Here is a 23,965-nt window from a genome sequence, read left to right as displayed (position 1 = left end):
CCCCCCAACCATGAGGAAAGCAGGATGCCAACCATCACGAAAACCCAATCACTTTACACGTTGACCCGGCCGGTCTGGCTGGATGCGGCAGGCATGAGCAAGGGCATCGATCACGATCGTCAGCACCTGGGCATCATTCTCGCCGCCGGGCAGGTGCTGCGAGTGCGGCAGACCAACGCGGCGTTTACCGGCAAGCTCACGCTGCGCTTGCTGAATGACGACAGCAAAACGGAGGCTGAATTCAGCGTCGGCGCGAGCTGGGTCGAGGCCCAGGTCAATGCCGTTTCGGTGCCGTTTATCGATACGCCGTACGGGCAGGGCGAACCGGCGCTGGAGTTCGAGTATCCGGACACGGCGAAAGCGCTGCCGGTTTATCGCCGTGGCGAAAACGAAGCCGCATTTTTCGCCCGCTGGGACGATCGGGACGCCGAGTTTGCGCTGGTCGATGCGGAATACGCGGTATTGCTGGTGCCGAAAATCAGTAAACCGGCGCTGAAGTCGCTGGGCGAAGCGAAAAACATCGACGGGCTGATCGCCTACTATGACCGCATTTTCACCTTCTACAATGCGCTGACCGGCGTTTCGTTCGAGGCCGAACACGAATCCGATCGTAATATTCGCAACCGCTACTTTATGAAGGCCGATAAACACGGCGCCGGCGCCGCGTATTACGGCGGGCGCTGGACGGCGGAAACCAGCAACTCGGTCAGCAGCTTCTGGCTGACGCCGAAAGACAGCAACTGGGGTAGCCTGCATGAGATCGCGCACGGCTATCAGGGGCACTTTATGGGCGACAAATATTTCTCCACCGGTGAGATGTGGAACAATATTTACGCCGCTTGCTATCAGGACGTGATGCTGGGAGAGCGCAAATACCAGGAAGGGTGGCTGTATAACTACGGCAACGCGGCCGGCGTCGAGAAGAAAATCGTCGATCTGATCGCTCAGGGCACGCCGCTCAACCAGTGGGATCTGCGCTCCAAGCTGTTCTTCGCGATGCTGATGGTCGACAAGGCAGGCAAGAACGCCTTCACGCACTTTAACCAGCAGTATCGCCAAAGCTGCAATACGCCGGGCTTCGTGCCGTCCGAACATGCCTTGCTGGATCTGCTGTCGGCAAGCTTCGCCGCGGCCGGAGAGCAAATCGACGTGACGCCGTTCGTCGAGTTGACCGGCGGCGTGATCACCCAAGCGCAGCGCGATCTCAACGCGTTCAGCCACGCCAAGGCGGTGTACCCGCTCTATCAACTGGTGGATGCGCAGAGTTTGCCGGCGGTGCAGGCACAGCTGAAGCTGGATTCCTCCCTGCGGCTGGTCGATTCCTGTCAGCTCAAGGCGAGCGGCCTGAAAGGCGATGTCGCCCTGAGTCTGGATATCGATGACTTTGCGCAGATCTACGGTGAGGATCTGGTGCTGATGGAAGGGGCGCGCTATGCCTACAAGGTTCGTATCGACGCGCCGACCCTGGCCCTGAATGCGTTGCCGATCGGCGTGTACACCCTGCGTTTACCGACCGGCAAGGATCGCAAATATCGGCCGACGGCGGGTTACCTGACGGTGAAGCAGGGGAAAAACGCGGTAACGCTTCGCTTCGAACGCAAAACCGCTTCGCCGATCGTTTCACAGGAGATCGCTCTGTTGGGCCTGAGCGATGCGGTCTTCGCCACCGTGGTCGTCGATCGCGCCAAGGGCGCAGTGGTGGTTGACGTGACCAGTACCACGCCGCATTCCTACTTCCCCGGTGAAACCTATGCCCGGGTGACGCTGCGCGATCGGCAGGGCGCGGTGCGCTTCACTAAGGAGATTCAGGGCACTCAGGCTACGTTGAGTCACGACGAACTGCCGTTTGCCGAGGGTGATGACATCGAGATTTACCATGTGGAGCCGAGCCGGGTGCGCTTGAATCCGGCGGCGGCCGGCGTCATCGACAACAAAAACAAAACCAACGTGCTGCGTATCGAAAAAAGCGGGCTGAAAAATCCGGCGTTGCCCGGCGATCCCGAACAAGCGCTGCTGGCGCGCCTGGAACAGGCGGCGCAGCGTTTGCGCCGCCTGCTGCCGGCCTACTACGCGCCGTCGTCGTCGTTCAAGGACGATATTTATCTGGCGATCGGCGCCTTCGCCGAGCCGCAGCGCGAGTCGCTGTTGGCGACCTATCGGGATTGCCTGCCCGCCGACAATACGCCGCCGGACGCTAACGTCGGCAATGCGTTTACCGTGGTTTGCAAAGGGATCGGCGATCGCCAGTTTCTGACCGGCGCCGTCGATCTGGTGAAGAAAACCGTGACCGTGACGCTGTCGGCGGGGATTGCTCACCACTACTTTGCCGATAGCTACGCCTTCCTCAGCGTGACGGATGCGGACGGTAACACCTTGCTCAGCTACGACGTCATCGGCAGCCAAAATCAGCCGGCTAAAACCTGGGTGCTGCCGCTGTCGGGTTATGGCGGTGAGGTGATCCATCTGCGGCATGAAGAGCCGGACAACCGTCTGGCGATCGTCAACGAGATGCAGCACGTGCGGTTGGCGGAGAAGGGCAAGCAACAGACCTACTGCATTACCTCGATCGGTTTGAAACGTATCAACGACTGATCCACATCCCCCTCCTGGGGCGGCGAGCGTCGTCGCCCCGGTTTTCCTCTGCATCATCCCCTTATTGCACTCTTTTTGTTCTGCCGCTGCGCGCCGCTGGTGCAGCCCATTCGCCGCCGTCGTCATAAGTTTTAATTATAATTTATTGAAATCATGAGATTAAAAATTGGCACGCCGGTTGCTCTGTTGAATCCCATCTTGTGTACCAGATGGAATTCAGCCGATGAGCGACCCTGTTGAAACGTGCGGTTTTACCCTCAGTGAATGGCAGCACCATTATCAAACCCGTCCGGCGGGCGAGCGCCTCGCCTGCGTCAGCGCCACGATCGAAGCGCTGGTCGCCGATTTGGATTCAGACGACAACGCCTGGCTGTATCTCGCCACCCCGGCGCAGCGCGAGCGGCAGTATCGGCAACTGGCACAGAGGCTCGAAGCAGTCGCCGGCGATCTCAGCCGCCTGCCGCTGTTCGGCGTGCCGTTCGCCATCAAAGACAATATCGACGTCGGCGGCTGGCCGACCAGCGCCGCCTGCCCGGCGTTCACCTATCAGGCCGCGGCGGACGCCACCGTGGTCGCCAACCTGCGCGCCGCCGGGGCGATCGCCATCGGTAAAACCAATCTCGACCAGTTCGCTACCGGGTTGGTGGGCACCCGCTCACCTTATGGCGCAGTGGTCAACAGCTTCGACAGCCGCTACGTCAGCGGCGGCTCCAGTTCCGGCTCCGCTTCGGTGGTGGCGCGCGGCCTGGTGCCGTTCGCGCTGGGCACCGACACCGCCGGTTCGGGCCGCGTGCCCGCCGGGTTCAATAACATCGTCGGGCTGAAGCCGACCAAAGGGCGGTTGTCCAACCGCGGCGTGGTGCCGGCCTGCCGGTTGAACGATACGGTATCGGTCTTCGCGCTGACGGTGGCCGATGCCGCGCAGGTGGCGGAACTGGCGAGCGGCTTTGACGAAGCAGATCCGTATTCCCGCCCCGATCCGCATACCGCGCCGGCGGATATCCCCGCCGCGCCGCGTTTTGCCGTTCCCGCCCAGCTGGAGTTTTTCGGTGACGTGCAGGCCGAGCGGGCGTTTCACCGCGCGCTGGCGCAGCTGCAGGCGGGCGGCGCCACGTTGGAACCCCTCGATTTCGCGCCGTTTCGCACCCTGGCGGAGCAGCTGTATTACGGCCCCTGGGTGGCGGAGCGCACCGTGGCGATTGAGCAGGTGCTGGAAGCGAGCCCGCAGGCTATCGACCCGGTGGTGCGCGGCATCGTCGGCAACGGCCTGGGCTACAGCGCCTGCGACGCCTACAAGGCGGAATACCTGCGTGCCGAGCTGGCGCGGCAGATCGCCCAGCGGCTGGCGCCGTTCGACGCGCTGGTGGTGCCGACCGCGCCCACTATTCGCACCCTGGCGGAGATGGCGCAGGAGCCGGTGCTGTTCAATTCTCAGTTCGGCACTTACACCAATTTCACCAACCTGGCCGATCTGAGCGCGCTGGCGCTGCCGGGGCCGCTGCGCGAAGACGGGCTGCCGGCGGGCATCACCCTGATTGCGCCCGCCTGGCATGACCGGGCGCTGGCGGCGTTTGGCCTGCGCTGGCAACGGCAAAGCGCCTTGCCGCTCGGGGCAACCGGCCGGGCATTGCCGCCGCAGCCGGCGCCGGCCCCGTCTTCGGGACACGTGCGTCTGGCGGTAGTGGGCGCTCACCTCAGCGGTATGCCGCTCAACGTCCAGCTGACGCAGCGCGATGCGGTGCGGGTGGAGCAAACCGTCACCGCTCCCTGTTACCGCCTGTACGCGCTGGCCGATACCGAGCCGCCGAAGCCGGGGCTGGCGCGTGTGGCGCAGGGAGCGGCGATCCGTCTTGAGCTGTGGGACATCCCGCTGGCCCGTTTCGGCGAGTTTGTGGCGGAAATTCCGGCGCCCTTGGGTATCGGCACGCTGCTGCTGGCGGACGGCCGGCGGGTGAAGGGGTTTATCTGCGAAGCCTGGGCGCTGGAAGGCGCCACGGATATTACCGAGTTTGGCGGCTGGCGCGACTATCTCGCCGGCGTTAAGGGGGCATGAATATGTTTACTACCGTACTGATCGCTAACCGCGGCGAAATCGCCTGCCGCGCCATTCGCACCCTGAAACGCCTGGGCGTCACCAGCGTGGCGGTTTATTCCGACGCCGACCGCAATGCGCCGCACGTCACCGAAGCCGACAGGGCGGTGGCGCTCGGCGGCGACAAGGCCGCCGACAGCTACCTGAGCATCGACAAGATCCTTGCGGCGGCGGCAGCCACCGGCGCGCAGGCGATCTACCCCGGCTATGGCTTTTTGTCCGAGAGCGCCGAGTTTGCCGACGCCTGCGAGGCGGCGGGCATCGCCTTTATCGGCCCGACGGCGGCGCAGATGCGCGAGTTCGGTCTCAAGCACCGGGCGCGCGAGCTGGCGGCGTTGGCCGGGGTGCCGATGACGCCGGGCACCGGCTTGCTGGAGAGCGTGGAGCAGGCGGTTGCCGCCGCCGCGCGCATCGGCTACCCGGTGATGCTGAAAAGCACCGCCGGCGGCGGCGGCATCGGCCTGACGCGCTGTGACGACGAGGCGGCGCTGCGCGAGGCGTACGACAGCGTCAAACGGCTGGGAGAGCAGTTCTTCCGCGACGCCGGCGCGTTTATCGAACGCTTCGTCGATCGGGCGCGTCACGTCGAGGTGCAGATTTTCGGCGACGGCCAGGGGCGGGTGGCGGCGCTCGGCGAGCGCGACTGCTCGCTGCAGCGCCGCAACCAAAAAGTGGTGGAGGAAACCCCGGCGCCACACCTGCCGGCGGCGACCCGCCAGGCGCTGCATCGGGCGGCGGTGGCGCTGGGCGAATCGGTGAATTACCGCAGCGCCGGCACCGTGGAATTTATTTACGACGCCGCGCGCGACGAGTTTTACTTCCTCGAAGTGAACACCCGCTTACAGGTCGAGCACCCGGTCACCGAGATGGTCACCGGCCTGGATCTGATCGAATGCATGCTGCAGGTGGCGGCGGGCGATGCGCTGGATTGGGCGGCGTTGCAACGCGCGCCGCAGGGCGCGGCGATCGAAGTGCGTCTCTACGCCGAAGATCCGCTGAAGAACTTCCAGCCCAGCCCCGGCGTGCTGACCGAGGTGCATTTCCCCGCCGACGTGCGCCTCGACGGTTGGGTGGCGACCGGCAGCGAAGTCTCGGCGTTTTACGACCCGATGATCGCCAAGCTGATCGTACACGGCGCTGACCGCGCGCAGGCGCTGGAAAAACTGCGCGTGGCGCTGGCGGCGACCCGTTTGCACGGCATCGCCACCAACCTCGATTATCTGCGGCAGGTGATCGCCACGCCGCAATTTCAGCGCGGCGACGTTTGGACGCGCCTGCTGGACGATTTGCATTACCAGCCGCACTGCCTCGAAGTGCTGCAACCCGGCACCTACAGCAGCGTGCAGGACTATCCCGGCCGCCTCGGCTATTGGGACATCGGCGTGCCGCCGTCCGGCCCGATGGACGACTTCGCGTTCCGGCTGGCCAACCGCATCGTCGGCAACCACCCGGCGGCCGCCGGGCTGGAGTTCACCCTGCAGGGGCCGACGCTGCGCTTTCACTGCGACGCCACCATCGCGCTGACGGGTGCCAGCTGCCCGGCCGATCTGGACGGCGAAGCGGTCGCCTACTGGCGGCCGATCGCGGTGCGGGCCGGGCAGGTGCTGACGCTGGGGCGCGCCACGCACGGTTGCCGCACCTATCTGGCGGTACGCAACGGCTTCGACGTGCCGGTGTATCTCGGCAGCCGTTCCACCTTCGCGCTCGGCCAGTTCGGCGGCCACGCCGGGCGCACCTTGCGCGTGGCGGACATGCTGGCGATCGCTCAACCGGAATTGGCCGCCAGCACCACGCCGGCGCCGATCGCCGCGCCGCAGGCGATGGACGACAGCCTGATCCCGCACTACGGCGACCAGTGGCACATCGGCGTGCTGTACGGGCCGCACGGCGCGCCGGACTTTTTCACCGCCGAATCGATAGACGCCTTCTTCGCCACCGACTGGCAGGTGCATTACAACTCCAATCGCCTCGGCGTGCGCCTGTCGGGTCCGAAGCCCGAGTGGGCGAGAGAGGACGGCGGCGAAGCCGGTTTGCATCCTTCCAATGTGCACGACTGCGAGTACGCCATCGGCGCGATCAATTTCACCGGCGACTTCCCGGTGATCCTGACCCGCGACGGGCCGAGCCTCGGCGGCTTCGTCTGCCCGGTGACCATCGCCAAGGCCGAGCTGTGGAAAGTGGGGCAGGTGAAGCCGGGCGACCGCATCCGGTTCCATCCGATCGGTTTTCGCCAGGCGCAGTCGCTGGAACAGGCGCAGCTCGGCAGCATCGAAGCGCTGGCGGCGGTGAAGGCCATCACCCTGCCGCCGCCGGATCTGGCCCCGGCGGATACCGTTTCCGCCGCGGTGCTGGCGGCGCTGCCAGCGGCGGAAGGGCGCCCGGCGGTGGCGTATCGCCAGGCGGGAGACGGCTACATCCTGATGGAGTATGGCGACAACGTGCTCGATCTGGCGCTGCGGCTGCGCATTCATCTGCTGATGCAGTCGCTGCGGCAGGAGGCGATACCGGGCGTGGCGGAGCTGGCGCCGGGCGTGCGTTCGCTGCAGATCCGCTACGACAGCCGGCTGATAAGTCAGGCCGATCTGCTGCAGCGCCTGCTGGCGCGCGAACGGGCGCTGGGGGACGTCAGCCGCCTGAAGGTGCCGACGCGCACCGTCTGGCTGCCGATGGCGTTCGAGGATTCGGCCACGCTGGGGGCGGTCGATCGCTATCAGCAGACGGTGCGCGCTTCGGCGCCCTGGCTGCCGAACAACGTCGATTTCATTCAGCGTATCAACGGCCTGAGCCGACGCGAGCAGGTGCGCGACATCCTGTTCGACGCCAGCTACCTGATCCTAGGGCTGGGAGACGTCTACCTCGGCGCACCCTGCGCGGTGCCGCTCGATCCGCGCCATCGCCTGCTGAGCTCCAAATACAACCCGGCGCGCACCCACACCGCCGAAGGGACGGTCGGCATCGGCGGCATGTACATGTGCATCTACGGCATGGATTCGCCGGGCGGTTACCAGCTGGTGGGGCGCACGCTGCCGATCTGGAACAAATTCCTCAAAAACCCGCAGTTCACCGCCGGTGAACCCTGGCTGCTGCGCTTCTTCGATCAGGTGCGCTTCTACCCGGTCAGCGAGCAAGAACTGGACGAGCAGCGCGAAGCGTTCCGCGAAGGGCGCATGCAGGTGCGCATCGAAGAGAGCGAATTCGACTTCGCCGCCTACACCGATTTCCTGGCCGACAACGCCGGGGCGATCGCCGACTTCCAGCATCGCCAGCAGCAGGCGTTCAACGCCGAAGTGGCGCGCTGGCGCAGCGATGACGACGAGGCCGAGGCGCAGCTGTTGCCGCCGGTTGAAGAAGACGTGATCGACGGCGATCTGGTCAGCGCCGATCTGAACGGCAGCGTGTGGAAGATCCTGGTGGAGCCGGGGCAGGCGGTGGCGGCCGGGCAGCCGCTGATCGTGGTCGAGGCGATGAAGATGGAATTGGCGGTCACCGCGCCGCGCGCCGGGATCGTCAAACGCATCAGCTGCCGGCAGGGGCGGCCGGTCGGGCCGGGCGACGCCCTGCTGTGGCTGGAAAAAGCGATCTGAATGGAGGGGCGAGGATGCAAATCACCAACGGAGAGCACAAGGCGCGGCCGGAGGGGCTGGCGGAGCGCATTTATCTGCAGCTCAAGGCCGACATCTTCGAGTTTCGCCTGCTGCCGGGCGATCGCTTCAGCGAAAGCGACGTGGCGCAGCGCATGGCGGCCAGCCGCACGCCGGTGCGTCAGGCGCTGTTTCGACTCGAGCGCGAAGGCTATGTCGAGGTGCTGTTTCGCAGCGGCTGGCAGGTGCGGCCGTTCGATTTTGCCTACTTCGAAGAGCTGTACGACCTGCGCATCGTGCTGGAACAAGAGGCGGTGAAACGGCTGTGCGAATGGCCGGCCGGGGAAACGCCGGCCGCGCTGGCGGCGCTGAACCGTTTTTGGACCGAAGCGCCGCGTCTGGCGGACGGCCAGGTGGTGTCGCAGCACGACGAGCAGTTTCATCAGGCGTTGGTAGCCGCGGCGGGCAACGGCGAAATGGCGCGCATCCACCGCGAGCTGACCGAAAAGATCCGCATCATTCGCCGACTGGATTTCACCCAGCAGGCGCGGGTGGACGCCACCTACCGCGAACACGCCGCCATTTTGCAGGCGATCCTGCAGCGGCAAAGCGGGGCGGCGCAAGCGCTGCTCGGCGAGCATATCGCCGTCAGCAAGGCAGAGGTACGAAAAATAACGCTGCACATGTTGCACCAGGCGCGGGCCCAGCAGCCGGCGCGCTCGGCGTAACGATTTTGATTTCATTCACACACATCAGGAGTTTGAACTATGCAACGTCGTCGTTTTATCAAAGCTTTTGCGCTGTCCGCCGCCGCGCTCGGCCTGGGCCTGGCCTGGAGCGCGCAGGCCGCCGACACCATCAAGGTCGGCATTCTGAGTTCGCTCTCCGGCACCATGGCGATTTCCGAGACGCCGCTGAAGGATGTGGCGCTGATGACCATCGACGAGATCAACGCCAAAGGCGGGGTGCTCGGCAAAAAGCTGGAGCCGGTGGTGGTGGATCCGGCCTCCAACTGGCCGCTGTTCGCCGAAAAGGCGCGCCAGCTGCTGAGCCAGGACAAGGTGGCGGCGGTGTTCGGCTGCTGGACTTCGGTGTCGCGCAAGTCGGTGCTGCCGGTGTTTGAGGAGCTGAACGGGCTGCTGTTCTACCCGGTGCAATACGAGGGCGAAGAGATGTCGCCGAACGTGTTCTATACCGGCGCGGCGCCGAACCAGCAGGCGATCCCGGCGGTGGAATACCTGCTGAGCGAGGACGGCGGCGGCGCCAAGCGCTTCTTCCTGCTGGGCACCGATTACGTCTATCCGCGCACCACCAACAAGATCCTGCGCGCCTTCCTGCACAGCAAAGGCGTACAGGACAAGGATATTGAAGAGGTCTACACGCCGTTTGGCTACAGCGATTACCAGACCATCGTCGCCAACATCAAAAAATTCGCCGCCGGCGGCAACACCGCGGTGATCTCCACCATCAACGGCGACTCCAACGTGCCGTTCTACAAAGAACTGGCCAACCAGGGCGTCAAGGCCACCGACGTGCCGGTGATCGCCTTCTCGGTCGGCGAGGAAGAACTGCGCGGCATCGACACCAAACCGCTGGTGGGCAACCTGGCGGCCTGGAACTACTTCGAATCGCTGGATAACCCGACCAACAAGCAGTTTGTCAGCCAGTGGAAAGCCTACGCCAAGGCGCACAACCTGCCGAATTACGCCACCGCGGTGACCAACGATCCGATGGAGGCCACCTACGTCGGCCTCCACATGTGGGCGCAGGCGGTGGAAAAGGCCGGCACCACTGACGTCGATAAGGTGCGCGCGGCGATGGCCGGGCAAACCTTCGCCGCGCCGTCGGGCTTCACGCTGACCATGGACCAGACCAATCACCACCTGCACAAGCCGGTGATGATCGGCGAGATCGAGGGCAACGGCCAGTTCAACGTGGTGTGGCAGACCGAGGCACCGGTGCGCGCGCAGCCGTGGAGCCCGTATATCGCCGGCAACGACAAAAAACCGGATTACCCGGTGAAAGGCGGCAAGTAACGTCACTCAGCGCCGGCGCGGCCCAGCGCCCGCCGGCCCAACAGAAGAGGCAGCTGATGCAATCTCCGTTTTTATCCTCTCTGCGCGTCGGGCTGTGGCTGCTGTGCGCCTGGCCCCTGCTGGCGCAGGCCGGGCCGGCCGATGAGTTCGCGGCGGCCAACCGTGCGCAGCAGGCCAAGTTGCTGCAGGCCTGGGCGGCTGAGCCGGACGCCGCGCGCCTGCCGCTGCTGCAGGGGCTGCAGCAGGAAACCGTGGCGATCGACGGGGCGAAGCGCGCCTTTATCCGCCAGGGCGATCGCTATCTGCCGCTCGAGGGCGAGGCGGCCCCGGTTGGCGAACCGAAGAAGGTGTGGCTGAACAACCGGCTGCGCATTCTGATCGCCAACGCGTTGTCGGCGCAGCGGCTGGTCAGCGCGGACGCGGCGGTGCGGCTGCAGGCGGCGACCGCGCTGCAGCGCGAAGCGCAGGGCGAGCAGTTGCCGCTGTTGACCCGGCGGTTGGCGCAGGAGAAAGACCCGCAGGTACGCGACGCGCTGAGCATTGCGCTGGCGAACCTGCAATTGGCCGACGCCAGCCCGCAGGTGCGCTTCAATGCGGTGCGGCTGCTGGGGGAATCGGGCGAGCCGGAAACCCGCGCGCGGCTGCAGGCGTTGACCGACGCCGCTCACGAGCCGGACGCCACGGTGCGCGCCGAGGCGCAACGCAGCCTGCAGCGGGTGCAGCATCGCCTGATGATCGGCGATCTGCTCGGCCAGGCGTTCAGCGGCCTGTCGCTCGGCTCGATCCTGCTGCTGGCGGCGCTCGGGCTGGCGATCACCTACGGCCTGCTCGGCGTCATCAATATGGCGCACGGCGAAATGCTGATGCTCGGCGCCTATTCCGCTTACCTGGTGCAGGGGCTGTTTCAGCAGTTTGCGCCGCAGTGGCTGGCGCTCTACCCGCTGGCGGCGCTGCCGGTGGCGTTCGCTATCACCGCCGGGATCGGCATGCTGCTGGAGCGCACGGTGATCCGCCACCTGTATGGCCGGCCGCTGGAAACCCTGCTGGCCACCTGGGGCATCAGCCTGGTGCTGATCCAACTGGTGCGGGTGCTGTTCGGCGCGCAGAACGTCGAGGTCGCCAACCCGGCGTGGCTGTCGGGCGGCGTGCAGCTGCTGCCGAACCTGGTGCTGCCGTGGAACCGTATCGCGGTGATCGCATTCGTGCTGTTGGTGCTGGCGCTGACCTGGCTGCTGCTGAACAAGACCCGGCTCGGCATGAACGTGCGCGCGGTGACGCAAAACCGCGCGATGGCGGCCTGCTGCGGCGTGCCCACCGGGCGGGTGGACATGCTGGCCTTCGGGTTGGGATCCGGCATCGCCGGGCTCGGCGGGGTGGCGCTGTCGCAGTTGGGCAACGTCGGGCCGGAGCTGGGGCAAGGTTACATCATCGATTCGTTCCTGGTGGTGGTGCTCGGCGGCGTCGGCCAGCTGGCGGGGACGGTGGCGGCGGCCTTCGGCCTCGGCATCGTCAACAAGATCCTCGAGCCGCAGATCGGCGCCGTGTTGGGCAAGATCCTGATCCTGGTGCTGATCGTTCTGTTTATTCAAAAGCGTCCGCAGGGGCTGTTCGCCCTCAAGGGCAGGGTGATTGACTGATGAGCCAACCATTGACCGTAACCGGCGTGCAGAAAGCGCCCCGGCTGGCGTTGAGCATCGGCGCGCTGGCGTTGCTGGTGCTGCTGGTGATGCCGTTCTTGACGCTGTTGCCGGCGGATCATCCGCTGGCGGTGTCTACCTATACCCTGACGCTGGCGGGCAAGATCCTGTGCTACGCGGTGGTGGCGGTGGCGCTCGATCTGGTGTGGGGCTATGCCGGGCTGCTGTCGCTCGGCCACGGGCTGTTCTTCGCGCTCGGCGGCTACGCCATGGGCATGTACCTGATGCGGCAGGCGGCGGGGGACGGGCTGCCGGCGTTTATGGCGTTTCTCTCCTGGAATGAGCTGCCGTGGTTCTGGAGCGGCACCCAGCATTTCGCCTGGGCGCTGTGCCTGATCGTGCTGGTGCCGGGCCTGCTGGCTTTCCTGTTCGGCTACTTCGCCTTCCGCTCGAAAATCAAAGGGGTGTATTTCTCGATCATGACCCAGGCGCTGACCTATGCCGGCATGCTGCTGTTCTTTCGCAACGAAACCGGCTTCGGCGGCAATAACGGCTTTACCGGTTTCACCACGCTGCTCGGCTTTCCCATCACCGCCGCCGGCACGCGGGTGGCGCTGTTCCTGGCGACGGTGCTGCTGCTGGCCGCCAGCCTGGCCATCGGCTTTGCGCTGGCGCGCAGCAAGTTCGGCCGGGTGCTGACCGCGGTGCGCGATGCGGAAAACCGGCTGACCTTCTGCGGCTACGATCCGAAGGGCTTCAAGCTGTTCGTCTGGACGCTGTCGGCGGTGCTGTGCGGGCTGGCCGGCGCGCTCTATGTGCCGCAGGTCGGCATCATCAACCCCGGCGAAATGTCGCCGACCAACTCGATCGAGGCCGCCATCTGGGTGGCGCTCGGCGGGCGCGGCACGCTGGTGGGGCCGCTGCTCGGCGCCGGCATCGTCAACGGCGCCAAGAGCTGGTTCACCATGGCCATTCCCGAATACTGGCAGTTCTTCCTCGGCCTGATGTTTATCGTCGTCACGCTGTTTCTGCCCAAAGGGGTGATCGGCCTGCTGCGCCGGAGGAAAACCTCATGAAAGCGATGCAAGTGACCGACGAACTGTTTACCCATCCGCTGCCGGCGGACAAATACCGGCAGCAAACCGATCCGGTGCTGCAGCTCGACAACGTCAACGTCAGCTTCGACGGTTTTCGCGCGCTGACCGATCTGTCGCTGCGCATTGGCGTCGGCGAACTGCGCTGCGTGATCGGCCCCAACGGCGCCGGCAAGACCACGCTGATGGATGTGATCACCGGCAAGACCCGGCCGGACAGCGGCAGGGTGTTTTACGATCAGACCGTCGATCTGACCCGGCTGGCGCCGATGCAGATCGCCCACGCCGGCATCGGCCGCAAGTTTCAAAAACCGACGGTGTTCGAGGCGCTGACGGTGTTCGAAAATCTGGAGATCGCGCAGAAAACCCGCAAGTCGGTGTGGGCCTGCCTGCGCGCCCGCCTGAGCAGCGAACAGCGCGACCGCATCGACGAGATGCTGAAGACCCTGCGGCTGGGGCATGAACGCCACCGGCCCGCCGGGCTGCTGTCACACGGGCAGAAACAGTTTCTCGAGATCGGCATGCTGCTGGTGCAGGAGCCGCACCTGCTGCTGCTCGACGAGCCGGCGGCCGGCATGACCGACGCCGAAACCGACTACACCGCCGAACTGTTCCGCGAGCTGGCGGGCAAGCATTCGCTGATGGTGGTGGAGCACGATATGGGGTTTGTGGAAACCATCGCCGATCGCGTGACGGTGCTGCACCAGGGGCAGGTGCTGGCGGAAGGATCGCTGGCGCAGGTGCAGGCCGATGAACGGGTGATTGAGGTATATCTGGGGCGCTGAGGAGGCGTAACGATGCTGCAGGTAGAGGAATTGAATCAATATTACGGCGGCAGCCACATTCTGCGCGGCCTGTCGTTCGAGGCGCGCATTGGCGAGGTGACCTGCCTGCTGGGGCGCAACGGCGTGGGCAAAACCACGCTGCTGAAATGCCTGATGGGATTGGTTCCGGCGCGCAGCGGCAGCGTCCGTTGGCAGGGCGAAACCATCACCGGTAAAAAGCCGCATCAGCGGGTGCGGGCGGGCATCGCCTATGTGCCGCAGGGGCGGGAGATTTTCCCGCGCCTGACGGTCGAGGAAAATCTGCTGATGGGGCTGGCGCGCTTTTCCGGCGCCGCCGCGCGCACGGTGCCGGATCCGATCTATGACTTGTTTCCGGTGCTGCGGCAAATGAAGGATCGGCGCGGCGGCGATCTCTCCGGCGGGCAGCAGCAGCAGTTGGCGATCGGCCGGGCGCTGGCCTGCCGGCCGCAGCTGCTGATCCTCGACGAGCCGACGGAAGGGATCCAGCCTTCGGTGATCAAGGAGATCGGCGCGGTGATCAAACAGCTGGCGGCGCGCGGCGATATGGCGATCCTGCTGGTGGAACAGTTCTATGACTTTGCCGCCGACCTGGCGGACAGCTATCTGGTGATGTCGCGCGGCAGCATCGTGCAGCGCGGCGCCGGCAGCAATATGGAACAGGACGGCGTACGCGGGCTGGTGGCGATTTGACGTTGGATCAGCTGAAAAAGGATCGGCTGAGCGGATCGTGGGAGTGATTCAGCACTCTGATGATATTCACCTCCCGCCTGTGCTGACGAAAATAAATCAGGTGGTTGGCGACGGGCAATACCCCTAGGCCGGGGCCGATTGCATCGATGTTTCTGCCGAGTTGGGGGTGGCTAAGGTTATCGAAAGCCTGATGCAGGTGGCGCAGATAATCTTCGGCCACCTGTAAGCCAAAGTGCGCCAATCCGCAAAAATAGATCTCTTCCATATCGCCAAGGCTTTTGGGCGGACGGTTACTTTCCTGCGCATCCTTTTGCTTTGCTCCGTATTCTTTCCATGAACACATCACGATCCCATTCGACGGCTTCGCCGCTGTGCTCTCCTTCGGCAATCAGGCGCCTAAGCTCTTCCAGTTTTGAGGCGGCGGTACGTTCGCGCAAAGTGCGCACGGATTCGCGGATGACTTCGCTGGGCGTGCGGTAATCGCCGCTGGCCACCAGGTCTTCGACGAAGCTACGCAGTTCGTCACCCAGATCAACCGTTAATGTTCTGCCCATTGTTCCCCCTCACTTTCGGCTATGCTGCGTCATTGTAAGATTAGTTCTTACATTGTGCACGTCAAACTCTCAGGATCTCGACTGCGGCACCGCCATGATGGCGGAAGCCGCAAGTTTATTAATTAAGGATAACCCATGAACGAAATCACTGTGTCACGCCTCGGTTGCATCGTCCTGTCCCTGTTTCCGGCCCTGTGGGGGCTGTTCAGCCTGTTGAACAATACGGCGGATTTCGCCGGCACCGCGCGCAACGCGGTGGGGCCATTGCTTGCCATGCAGGATACCTATCAAACGCCGGGGCTGATGTGGCGCGCGATCGGCGCCGACTGGGCCTGCATGTTGGGGTTGGCTGTCATCACCACGCTGGAAACGCTGGCCGGCCTATTCGCGGCGGCGGGCGTTTTGCTGATGATCGGGCGATTTAAAGGCCCTTACGCCGCCTTCGCCAAGGGCAAAATCTGGGCGATGCTGGGGGCGCTTTGCGCGATCGCGGTGTGGGGCGTCGGCTTTATGGTGGTCGCCGGCGACTGGTTTATGGCCTGGCAGGCCAAGCAGGATCCGCTGGCGGTGCAGTTGGGGGCACTGATCTACCTGGCGCCCAATGCGTTTGCCTTGCTGTTCCTGATGCTGCAGCGGGAGCCGCGCTAAACGAAGGCGGAGCGGGGCGCGGTTACAGCGCCTTGCTCATATACCAGATGCCTATCGAGCCCTGGGCGCTGGTGTAGCAGGTCTCGCCACAAATGCTCAATCCCTGGCGCTGATAAAAGCGTTGGGCGCCGGCGTTGCGTTGCAGCACCTCCAGCCACAGCGTCTTCTGCCGGCGCTCGATGGCCCGCTGCTGCACCTGTTCGAACAGGCGCTGGCCATAGCCGTTGCCGGCATGGCCCGGCAGGAAATAGATTTTCTGCAGCTCTGCGCCGCGGGTTTGCGTTGGCGCCAGCAAGCTGTCGACGTTGAGCCGCGCATAGCCGACCAGGGCGTCATCCTCATAGGCCAACAGCCAGCACACGTCGGGATCGCGCAGCGTCCGTTCCAACGCGGAGACGGCAAAATCCTCGGCCAGAAAGGCCTCCAGCTCGTGCGGGTAACGCCACAGCTCACCGAAGTGCGCGCGATAGGTGCGGATGCCGATATCGCGCACCTGGGTTAAATCTTCCAGCAATGCCTGACGGACGGTGAACATGAATGAACCTCATCGAAGCGGGAACCGATGAGTATAGCGGGTTAACTTTCAAGATGCCGCGGCGTTTCGCGGCGAAAACCCAGGCCGATGATGCGGCCGAACAGGCGCGGCAACCAGCGGCTGTTGCCGACGCGGGCGATCAGGCGCGAACCGCCCGCCGCGCGGCGTTCGCCCGGCTTGCGCTGGCTCATTTTGATCTGCAAAAACTGGATGGCCCGGGTGGGGAATTCGCGCCGGCGCTGCACGCTCAGCAGATGCTTCAGCTGCAGCCGATGCTGGCGCAGCGGCGGGATCAGGGCGTTGGCGGCGGCCACCGCGTCCTGAATCGCCAGGTTGACGCCCACGCCGCCGATCGGCGACATGGCGTGCGCGGCGTCGCCGATGCACAGCACCCCCGGTTTGGCCCAGCTATCCAGACGATCGATGCGGATGCTCAGCAGCTTCACCTGATCCCACTCGACGATCTCCTGCAGGCGATCGTCCTGGAATGGCGCCACCTCGGCGAGGTGCAGCAAAAATTTCTCCAGGCCGCTGCGGCGGATCGCGTCGAAGCTGCCTTTATCGATCGAGTAGCCGCACTGCCAGTAGTCGCCGCGGTCGATCATGATGAAGTTCTGCTTCGGCCCGGTATGGCCCATCGACCAGGCCGGATCGCCCGGTTGCTTGCTGAGCTTCATCCACAAGACGTCGCGAGGGGCGCCGAAGGAGCGGCTGCTGAGCGCCGCCTGCTCGCGCACCACCGAGTTGCGGCCGTCGGTGCCGATCACCAGCTGGCTGCGCACGCGGATCGGGCCTTCCGGCGTGTCGGCCAGCACGCCGCATACCTGGCCGCGGTCGTAGAGCAGCTTATGAACCTGCGTCGAGGTGAGCAGCCTGAAATGGGGGAACGCGGCGGCCTGCTGCGCCAAAAAGTTGAGGAACTCCCACTGCGGCATAAAGGCGATAAATTTGCAGCGCGTCGGCAGGCGAGTGAAATCCGCCAGCTTAATGTCGCGCCCGGCGACTTCGGCGTGCAGGGATTCGGCGCGCTGGTGCGGCAGCGCCAGCAGTTCGTCGAGCAGGCCCAGCTGGTGCATGACTTCCAGCGTCGACGGGTGAATGGTGTCACCGCGAAAATCGCGCAGGAAGTCGGCGTGCTTCTCCAGCACCGTCACGTCGATCCCCGCCCGCGCCAGCAGATAGCCGAGCATCAGCCCGGCGGGGCCGCCCCCCACGATGCAGCAGGTGGTGGCGTACGGTGTGATCGGTGATGACGGCATGGCGGTTGACCCCGGAGAGCGGCCCGCATCCCGCGAGCCGCAAGTGAATGGTTTAATGTTGATAATGATTATCAATATCAAGTTTGGCTGTCAACCCGCGGCGCAGTGTGGTCAAAGGGGGCGGACAGATGGCCGACGCGGAACAGCTGGCCGTTGTGCGGCTGTGCCTACGGCGGTTCACGCCATAAATCCAGCCGCACTAACCGCCACTTGGCGGGCTGCGGCATCGCGAGCATAAGGATTCTCCGCAAAGACGTTGACCGGGAGAGCGTGACACGCCATCTTTATCAGTAAAATCGGTATTATTTTTATCGATGGTTCAGAAAATCAGGATGGTCAGCATGAGGCGAATAACGTTCGATCTCGAGGATTTGCGCAGCTTCGTCACCGGCGTCGAGCTGGGCAGCTTCGCCAAGGCGGCTGAACGGCTGGGGCGTTCGACGTCGGCGGTCAGCGCTCACCTGAAAAAGCTGGAACAGCAGCTCGGCGCGCCGATCCTGCGCAAGGCCGGGCGCGGCATGGTGATGACCGAGGCGGGGGAAACGCTGCTCGGTTACGCGCGCCGCCTGCTGGAGCTCAATGACGAAGCCGCCGCCGCGGTGCGCGGGTTGGATTTGCAGGGCACGGTGCGGCTGGGGCTGCAGGAGGATTTCGGCGAGACGTTTCTGCCGCAGGTGTTGGGCAGCTTCGCGCGCGCCAATCCGAAGGTGCGCATCGAGGCGCGCATCGCGCGCAATGCCGAGCTGATCGACTGGGTGCTGAAAGGTCAACTGGATCTGTCGCTGGCGTGGGATGGCGGTTTGAGCACGCCGTTTAATCTGGCGCTGGGGCAGCGGCAGCTGCACTGGATCGCCTCGCCCGGCTTCGCGCTGGCGCCCTGGCGAGAAGGGGATGAGCCGTTGCCGTTGGTGATGTTTGACGCGCCTTGCCTGATGCGCAGCGCGGCGACGCAGGCGCTGGATCGCGTCGGCATACCCTGGCGCATCGCCTTTACCAGCCGCAGCCTGAACGGCGTGTGGGCGGCGGTGAGCGCCGGATTGGGCGTCACGGTGCGCACGGCGGCGGGTTTGCCGCCCGGCCTGGCGCCGCTGGCCCCCGATCTGCTGCCCGCTCTCGGCCAGCTCGGCGTGGTGCTGCACCGCGCCGAGGATCAGCCTTCGGCCGCCGTGCAGCGGCTGGCGCAGATCGTGGTCGAGCGGATCGAAACTTAATCTTGGGCGATCGGCTGCTTGCCGCTCAGCTGGCCCCATTCGCTCCAGGCGCCGTCATACAGCTTGACCTGCGGCGCGCCGAGCGACAGCAGGCCGAACGCCAGCACCGCCGCCGTCACGCCGGAGCCGCAGCTGGTGATGATCGGGCCGTTGATATCCACCCCCTTGTCGTTGAATGTTTGGCGCAGCGCCTCCAGCGATTTGAAGCGGCCGTTTTCCAGCAGCTCGCCGTACGGAATGTTGATGCTGCCGGGAATATGGCCGCGGTGCAGGCCGGGGCGCGGCTCCGGCGCTTCGGCATAAAAGCGCGGCGCGGCGCGCGCGTCGAGAATTTGCACCGGCGTGCCTAACGCCTGCTCCACTTGCCGCATATCCACCACCGCGTCGGCGTTGAACCGGGCGTTGAACGTCTGCGGGGCAGCCTGCGCCGGGCCGGTTGCCAGCGCCTGGCCCTGCGCGGTCCAGCCGTTCAGCCCTTCGTCCAGCACGTAAACGCGCTCGGCGCCGAAATTGCGGAAAGTCCACCAGCCGCGCGGCGCGGAGAACTGGTTGCCTTCGTCGTAAATCACCAGGGTATCGCGCTCGCTGATGCCCAGCTTGCCCACCGCCGCGCCAAACTCCGCCGCCGTCGGCAGCATGTGCGGCAGCGCGGTGTTTTTGTCCGCCACCTCGTCGATATCGAAATAGACCGCGCCTGGGATATGGCCGCGTTCGAACTCGGCAAGCATATCTTTCTTCGGCGTCAGCCCCACCGGCGACATCCGGACGTCGATCACCACCAGATTTTCATCGTTGATATGTTGCGCAAGCCATTGAGGGGTCACCAGAAACGGAGAATTCATCGTATTGTTCGCCTGTTGTGAAAACGGATTTTCACTATACACCAGGCCGTGCCGGGATGGAGTATGATGTTCAGGCAACGGTATGGGCGGGAGACGGAAAACATGACGGATCGGGCGTTTGACGGGGCCAAGATCGCGCTGCTGTGCGACGGCCGCCTGCTGGTTTACCAACGGGACGACAAGCCGGGCATTCCGTGGCCCGGGATGTGGGATCTGCCCGGCGGCGGGCGGGAAAACGGCGAGACGCCGCTGCAGTGCGTGCTGCGGGAAACGCAGGAAGAGTTTGGGGTGTTGCTCGCCGAACGCCAGGTTGTCTGGCAGCGGCGTTACGACGGTATTCAGCCCGGCTACCCGCCGACCTGGTTTATGGCCGGAGTGATCACCCCGGCGCAGATCGCCGCCATTCGCTTTGGCGATGAAGGGCAGCGCTGGCGAATGATGCCGGTAGAGCAGTTTATTCACCACCCGCAGGGCATCGGGCATCTGCGCCGCCGGGTGGCGGTGTATTGGCTTCAGTCCGCCTGAGGTTGCAGCACGCCGCTCGGCATCAGTGCCTGGATGGTGGCGCCGACCCGCTGCACCGCCTGTTCGATCTCCGCCGTCAGCTTCGGCGCATAGTTGATGCGCAGGCAGTTGCGGTATTTGCCGGCGGCGGAAAAGATGCTGCCGACGGCGATCTGCACGCCCTGCTGCTCGAGATGGCGGTTCAGCCGCAGGGTGTCGAACGCCTCGTCCAGTTCGATCCACAGCATAAAGCCGCCGCGCGGCCGGCTGACGCGGGTGCCGGCCGGGAAGTGTTTCAGGATAAGGTCGGTCATGCGATCGCGGTTCTGCTGGTAGCGGGCGCGCATGCGCCGCAGGTGCTGCAGATAGTGCCCGCCGCGGATGAATTCGGCGATCGCCAGCTGCGGCTGGGTGGCGGTGGCGCCGGAGCCGATGAACTTCATGTGCAGCACCCGCTCCAGGTAGCGGCCGGGCGCGATCCAGCCCACCCGCAGCCCCGGCGCCAGCGTTTTGGAAAACGAGCTGCACAGCAGCACGCGGCCGTCTTCGTCGAACGACTTGATGGTGCGCGGCCGCGGGTAGTGATAGGCGATGTCGCCGTAGACGTCGTCCTCGATGATCGCCGCGTCGTGGCGCTGCGCCAGCGTCAGCAACCGCTGTTTGTGGGCGTCGGGCATGATGTAGCCCAGCGGATTGTTGCAGTTGGGCGTCAGCAGAATCGCTTTGATCGGCCACTGTTCCAGCGCCATCTCCAGCGCCGCCAGGCTGACGCCGGTGAGCGGATCGGTGGGGATTTCCAGCGCCTTGATGCCCAGGCCCTTCAGCGTCTGCATGGTGCCGTGGAAGCAGGGCGAATCGACCGCCACGATGTCGCCGGGTTGGCAAACGGCGCGCAGCCCGGCGGAGATCGCCTCCTGGCAGCCGGTGGTGATCAGCAACTGATCGGGGCCGATTTGGCAGCCGGAATCCAGCAGCAGGCGGGCGACCTGCTCGCGCAGCGCGGCCACGCCCTGAATGCTGTCGTAATACAGGCTGCGCAGATCGCCGTGGCGGGCGGCGTTGCGCAGGGCGACGATCAGCGGTTTCATCGTCGGCTCGGCGATATCCGGCATGCCGCGCCCCAGCTGGATCAGGCCCTCGCGCGGCCGGCTGCGCACCAGCTCCAGCACCTGCTCCCATTGCGAAATGTCCACCGGCCGCTGCACCGGCGCCGTCATGGCGGGCAGCTCGGCCTGCGCGCGCCGCGTATGCACGAAGTAGCCCGACTTCGGCCGCGCCTCCACCAGGCGCTGTTCTTCCAGCAGCCGGTAGGCTTGCTGCACCGTGCTGATGCTGACGCCGTGCTCCTGGCTCAGCGCGCGCACCGAAGGCAGGCGATGGCCGGCGGGATACAGCCCTTGCTGAATGCGTTGGCTGAGAATGGCGGCCAGAGTGGCGTAGCGTGTCATACAGAGGCCTCTTATTGGGATGCAGGATTAAAAAACCGGTACAGATGCTTTCAAAGTAAACCATTCAGCGGTTTTTTTGGCGCAGCTGTATGAAAAAAATAGCGCCAGCGTGAATCTGTATTGTTTTTCTCCCGGCGAGCATGATGACTGCAACGCAAAAACAGCAGGGAGAATAACAACATGGCACTGTTTGATGGCATGACGACGTGGCGACGGGTAGGCTGGTCACGCTGGCGTTGGTATTTGTTGCGCCGCAGTACGCGCAGAGAGTTACTGCTGCTGAACGACAGGCAATTGGCGGATATCGGCCTGACGCGGGCGGATGCGCGGCGCGAAGGCGATAAACCGTTCTGGAGAGGGTAAGGAAAGCGAATGCTGAAATTATTGGGCAAAGCCTCATCGATCAACGTGCGCAAGGTATTGTGGACCTGCCAGGAGCTGGGGTTGCCGCTGGCGCGGGAGGACTGGGGCAGCGGCTTTCGCTCCACGCAGGAGCCGGTGTTTCTGGCACTGAATCCCAACGGCCTGGTGCCGGTGCTGATCGACGGCGAGCGGGTGCTGTGGGAGTCGAACACCATCTGCCGCTACCTGGCCGGACGGGAAGGGCGCCGCGATCTGCTGCCGCAGGAACCCGGCGCGCGCGCGGCGGTGGAGATGTGGATGGACTGGCAGGCCACCGATCTGAACGGCGCCTGGCGCTATGTGTTCATGTCGCGGGTGCGCGGGCATGCGGATTATCAGGATGCCGCCAGCCTGGCCGCCGCCGAGCGTGAGTGGAATAGGCTGATGGGGCTGCTGGACAAGCATTTGGCGCAGCACGGCCCTTATACCGCCGGCGCGGCCTTCACGCTGGCGGACGTGGTGCTGGGGCTGTCGCTGAATCGCTGGCTGATGACGCCGTTCGAGCGGCCGAATTATGCGGCGCTGGCGGCCTATCAGCAGCGCCTGCTGCAACGCCCTGGCTACGTGCAGCATGGCGCCAACGGTTTACCTTGATATGAAATAAACGGTTCATTTTATCTCGTCCGGATACGGCAAGCCGTATCCGGGCTTTCCCGTTGCATCATCCCGTCAATGTTTCATGAACGGCATCACGAATGTGAACTTTATTTTCCTTTTTTCTTGTTGTTGAAATTTAAATTCCATATAAACCTGTTATCAGCCGGCGCGTTTCATTGAGCGGCGCCTGGTTCTACACAGGATTTCGATCACGGGAGAAAATGATGAAACAGGTACGCGTTGGGTTAATCGGCACCGGCTATATCGGGCGTTGTCACGCCATCGCCTATGCGCAGGCCGCCACGGTCTTTCCTCTGAAAGGGGAGCTGGTGCTGGAGATGCTGGCGGAAGTGACGCCCGAGCTGGCGGCGCAGCGCGCAACCGAGTTCGGCTTTGCGCGCTCGACCGGCGATTGGCGGCAGCTGGTGGCCGATCCGGCGATCGACGTGGTGGACATCTGCGCGCCCAACTTCTTGCACAAAGAGATGGCGCTGGAGGCGATCCGCCACGGCAAGCACGTGTATTCGGAAAAGCCGCTGGCGCTGGACGCCGCCGACGCGGCGGAGATGGTGCAGGCCGCCCGCGCCAAGGGCGTGAAAACGCTGGTCGGTTTCAACTACATGAAGAACCCGACCAGCCAGCTGGCGCGCGAGATCATCGCCAACGGTGAAATCGGCGAGGTGGTGCATTTTTACGGCACCCACAATGAGGATTATCTGGCCGACCCGCGCACGCCGCTCGACTGGCACTGCCGCCGCGCCAGCGCCGGGCTGGGCGCGCTGGGGGATCTGGCGGCGCACATCGTCAACATGGCGCACTACCTGGTGGGCGACATCGTGGCGGTCTGTGGCGATATGCAAACGGTGATCAAACAGCGCCCGGACCCGCAAGACCCGGCGCGCCTGTTGCCGGTGGAAAACGAAGATCAGGCCGGCGCGCTGCTGCGCTTCGCCGGCGGGGCGATGGGCACTATCGAAACCTCGCGCATTGCCTGCGGGCGCAAGATGGGGCTGACCTATGTGGTCACCGGCACCAAGGGCACGCTGAGCTATACCCAGGAGCGGATGGCGGAGCTGAAGCTGTATCGGCACGATGAGCCGGCGGAGCGGCAGGGGTTCAAGACGCTGCTGGTGGGGCCGAAGCACCCGGACTACGCGGCGTTCTGCATCAGCGCCGGGCACGGCATCGGCTTTAACGATCAGAAGACGGTGGAGATCCGCGATCTGGTCAACGGCATCTCCGCGGGCGATCGCATGTGGCCGGACTTTGAAGAAGGCTGGAAGGTGTCCTGCGTGCTGGATGCGATAGCCGCCTCCGCCGAGCAGCGGCGCTGGCTGGAGACCAACCGCGATTGAAAATGAAATGGCGCTCTCCCGTGGGCAGCGCCATTAGTTTGCTATGTTGCTAACTTAATATCTTATTAAGCTAGTTACATAA

At 64.5% G+C, this 23,965-nt stretch carries 21 protein-coding genes and 1 pseudogene; 15 read left to right on the top strand and 7 right to left on the bottom strand.

Translation table 11 applies throughout. The features are described from left to right. The first annotated feature begins 24 nt into the window (after positions 1 to 24). The 9 genes from ACSBQQ_RS11470 to urtE all read left to right on the top strand — a co-directional run bounded on the left by ACSBQQ_RS11470 (position 25) and on the right by urtE (position 14,528). Positions 25 to 2,592, top strand: coding sequence for a putative mucin/carbohydrate-binding domain-containing protein (locus tag ACSBQQ_RS11470; protein WP_060428282.1), 2,568 nt, complete (start codon positions 25 to 27; stop codon positions 2,590 to 2,592). Positions 2,593 to 2,815: 223 nt separating this feature from the next. Continuing rightward, positions 2,816 to 4,645: an allophanate hydrolase gene (gene atzF / locus ACSBQQ_RS11465; RefSeq protein ID WP_033646985.1), complete on the top strand. Its 1,830-nt coding sequence runs from the start codon at positions 2,816 to 2,818 to the stop codon at positions 4,643 to 4,645. Between the two features lie 2 nt (positions 4,646 to 4,647). Next, positions 4,648 to 8,268: an urea carboxylase gene (uca, locus tag ACSBQQ_RS11460; protein WP_060428598.1), complete on the top strand. Its 3,621-nt coding sequence runs from the start codon at positions 4,648 to 4,650 to the stop codon at positions 8,266 to 8,268. Between the two features lie 14 nt (positions 8,269 to 8,282). After that, positions 8,283 to 8,993, top strand: coding sequence for a GntR family transcriptional regulator (locus ACSBQQ_RS11455; protein WP_049212848.1), 711 nt, complete (start codon positions 8,283 to 8,285; stop codon positions 8,991 to 8,993). 39 nt (positions 8,994 to 9,032) lie between these two features. Continuing rightward, a complete protein-coding gene (urtA, locus tag ACSBQQ_RS11450) occupies positions 9,033 to 10,301 on the top strand; it encodes an urea ABC transporter substrate-binding protein (protein WP_033646977.1) in 1,269 nt (422 codons plus the stop codon). A gap of 56 nt (positions 10,302 to 10,357) precedes the next feature. Next, positions 10,358 to 11,938, top strand: a complete 1,581-nt coding sequence (gene urtB / locus ACSBQQ_RS11445) for an urea ABC transporter permease subunit UrtB (protein ID WP_060418335.1) — start codon at positions 10,358 to 10,360, stop codon at positions 11,936 to 11,938. Continuing rightward, a complete protein-coding gene (gene urtC / locus ACSBQQ_RS11440; RefSeq protein WP_033637598.1) occupies positions 11,938 to 13,014 on the top strand; it encodes an urea ABC transporter permease subunit UrtC in 1,077 nt (358 codons plus the stop codon). The genes urtB and urtC overlap by 1 nt, the downstream gene beginning before the upstream one ends. After that, the gene (gene urtD, locus ACSBQQ_RS11435) at positions 13,011 to 13,817 is read left to right on the top strand and encodes an urea ABC transporter ATP-binding protein UrtD (RefSeq protein ID WP_015377102.1); all 807 of its coding nucleotides are present in this window, start codon (positions 13,011 to 13,013) and stop codon (positions 13,815 to 13,817) included. Before urtC ends, urtD begins: the two co-directional genes overlap by 4 nt. 12 nt (positions 13,818 to 13,829) lie before the next feature. Further along, on the top strand, positions 13,830 to 14,528 hold the full coding sequence (urtE, locus tag ACSBQQ_RS11430) for an urea ABC transporter ATP-binding subunit UrtE (protein ID WP_060387435.1): 699 nt from the start codon (positions 13,830 to 13,832) through the stop codon (positions 14,526 to 14,528). 7 nt (positions 14,529 to 14,535) lie between these two features. Here the strand turns inward: urtE and ACSBQQ_RS11425 are convergent, their stop codons facing one another. Both ACSBQQ_RS11425 and ACSBQQ_RS11420 read right to left on the bottom strand, forming a co-directional pair. After that, positions 14,536 to 14,793, bottom strand: a complete 258-nt coding sequence (locus ACSBQQ_RS11425) for a type II toxin-antitoxin system RelE/ParE family toxin (RefSeq protein ID WP_060428284.1) — start codon at positions 14,791 to 14,793, stop codon at positions 14,536 to 14,538. A gap of 25 nt (positions 14,794 to 14,818) precedes the next feature. Continuing rightward, positions 14,819 to 15,082 carry a type II toxin-antitoxin system ParD family antitoxin gene (locus ACSBQQ_RS11420; RefSeq protein ID WP_033646967.1) on the bottom strand — a complete coding sequence of 88 codons (264 nt, stop codon included), beginning with the start codon at positions 15,080 to 15,082 and terminating at the stop codon, positions 14,819 to 14,821. Between the two features lie 135 nt (positions 15,083 to 15,217). Between ACSBQQ_RS11420 and ACSBQQ_RS11415 the strand changes: the two genes are divergently transcribed. Further along, positions 15,218 to 15,730 (top strand): DUF2165 family protein, encoded by a 513-nt coding sequence (locus ACSBQQ_RS11415; protein WP_060418338.1) that lies wholly within the window; start codon positions 15,218 to 15,220, stop codon positions 15,728 to 15,730. A gap of 22 nt (positions 15,731 to 15,752) precedes the next feature. On the opposite strand, the gene ACSBQQ_RS11410 is transcribed toward ACSBQQ_RS11415, so the two are convergent. From ACSBQQ_RS11410 to ACSBQQ_RS11400, 3 genes and pseudogenes are all read right to left on the bottom strand, one after another. Next, complete coding sequence (locus tag ACSBQQ_RS11410; RefSeq protein ID WP_435013033.1) at positions 15,753 to 16,265, bottom strand: GNAT family N-acetyltransferase; 513 nt, start codon at positions 16,263 to 16,265, stop codon at positions 15,753 to 15,755. Between the two features lie 41 nt (positions 16,266 to 16,306). After that, a complete protein-coding gene (locus ACSBQQ_RS11405; protein ID WP_043146941.1) occupies positions 16,307 to 17,524 on the bottom strand; it encodes an FAD-dependent oxidoreductase in 1,218 nt (405 codons plus the stop codon). A gap of 77 nt (positions 17,525 to 17,601) precedes the next feature. After that, positions 17,602 to 17,742, bottom strand: a pseudogene (locus ACSBQQ_RS11400) (DUF4865 family protein); the annotation flags it as partial. 123 nt (positions 17,743 to 17,865) lie between these two features. Between ACSBQQ_RS11400 and ACSBQQ_RS11395 the strand changes: the two are divergent. Further along, complete coding sequence (locus tag ACSBQQ_RS11395; RefSeq protein WP_060428285.1) at positions 17,866 to 18,735, top strand: LysR substrate-binding domain-containing protein; 870 nt, start codon at positions 17,866 to 17,868, stop codon at positions 18,733 to 18,735. On the opposite strand, the gene sseA is transcribed toward ACSBQQ_RS11395, so the two are convergent. After that, complete coding sequence (gene sseA / locus ACSBQQ_RS11390) at positions 18,732 to 19,577, bottom strand: 3-mercaptopyruvate sulfurtransferase (protein ID WP_060428287.1); 846 nt, start codon at positions 19,575 to 19,577, stop codon at positions 18,732 to 18,734. The genes ACSBQQ_RS11395 and sseA overlap by 4 nt on opposite strands. 102 nt (positions 19,578 to 19,679) lie before the next feature. Here sseA and ACSBQQ_RS11385 point away from each other — a divergent pair, with 102 nt between their 5' ends. Continuing rightward, complete coding sequence (locus tag ACSBQQ_RS11385) at positions 19,680 to 20,102, top strand: NUDIX hydrolase (protein WP_043146947.1); 423 nt, start codon at positions 19,680 to 19,682, stop codon at positions 20,100 to 20,102. Here the strand turns inward: ACSBQQ_RS11385 and ACSBQQ_RS11380 are convergent. Then, positions 20,090 to 21,529 (bottom strand): PLP-dependent aminotransferase family protein, encoded by a 1,440-nt coding sequence (locus ACSBQQ_RS11380; protein ID WP_033646949.1) that lies wholly within the window; start codon positions 21,527 to 21,529, stop codon positions 20,090 to 20,092. The two genes, ACSBQQ_RS11385 and ACSBQQ_RS11380, sit on opposite strands and share 13 nt — an antisense overlap. Before the next feature lie 180 nt (positions 21,530 to 21,709). Here ACSBQQ_RS11380 and ACSBQQ_RS11375 point away from each other — a divergent pair, with 180 nt between their 5' ends. From ACSBQQ_RS11375 to ACSBQQ_RS11365, 3 genes are all read left to right on the top strand, one after another. Beyond that, complete coding sequence (locus ACSBQQ_RS11375) at positions 21,710 to 21,892, top strand: DUF1127 domain-containing protein (RefSeq protein ID WP_033637613.1); 183 nt, start codon at positions 21,710 to 21,712, stop codon at positions 21,890 to 21,892. A gap of 9 nt (positions 21,893 to 21,901) precedes the next feature. Further along, positions 21,902 to 22,525, top strand: coding sequence for a glutathione S-transferase family protein (locus ACSBQQ_RS11370; RefSeq protein ID WP_060428290.1), 624 nt, complete (start codon positions 21,902 to 21,904; stop codon positions 22,523 to 22,525). A gap of 227 nt (positions 22,526 to 22,752) precedes the next feature. Further along, the gene (locus ACSBQQ_RS11365) at positions 22,753 to 23,883 is read left to right on the top strand and encodes a Gfo/Idh/MocA family protein (RefSeq protein ID WP_060428292.1); all 1,131 of its coding nucleotides are present in this window, start codon (positions 22,753 to 22,755) and stop codon (positions 23,881 to 23,883) included. Positions 23,884 to 23,965: the final 82 nt, after the last annotated feature.

This window comes from Serratia sp. G204Y (assembly GCF_051172435.1).
GTDB classification, from domain to species: domain Bacteria; phylum Pseudomonadota; class Gammaproteobacteria; order Enterobacterales; family Enterobacteriaceae; genus Serratia; species Serratia sarumanii.
The sequence above is the reverse complement of the archived record's forward strand: the minus strand, read 5'-3'. Positions and strand labels throughout refer to the sequence as shown.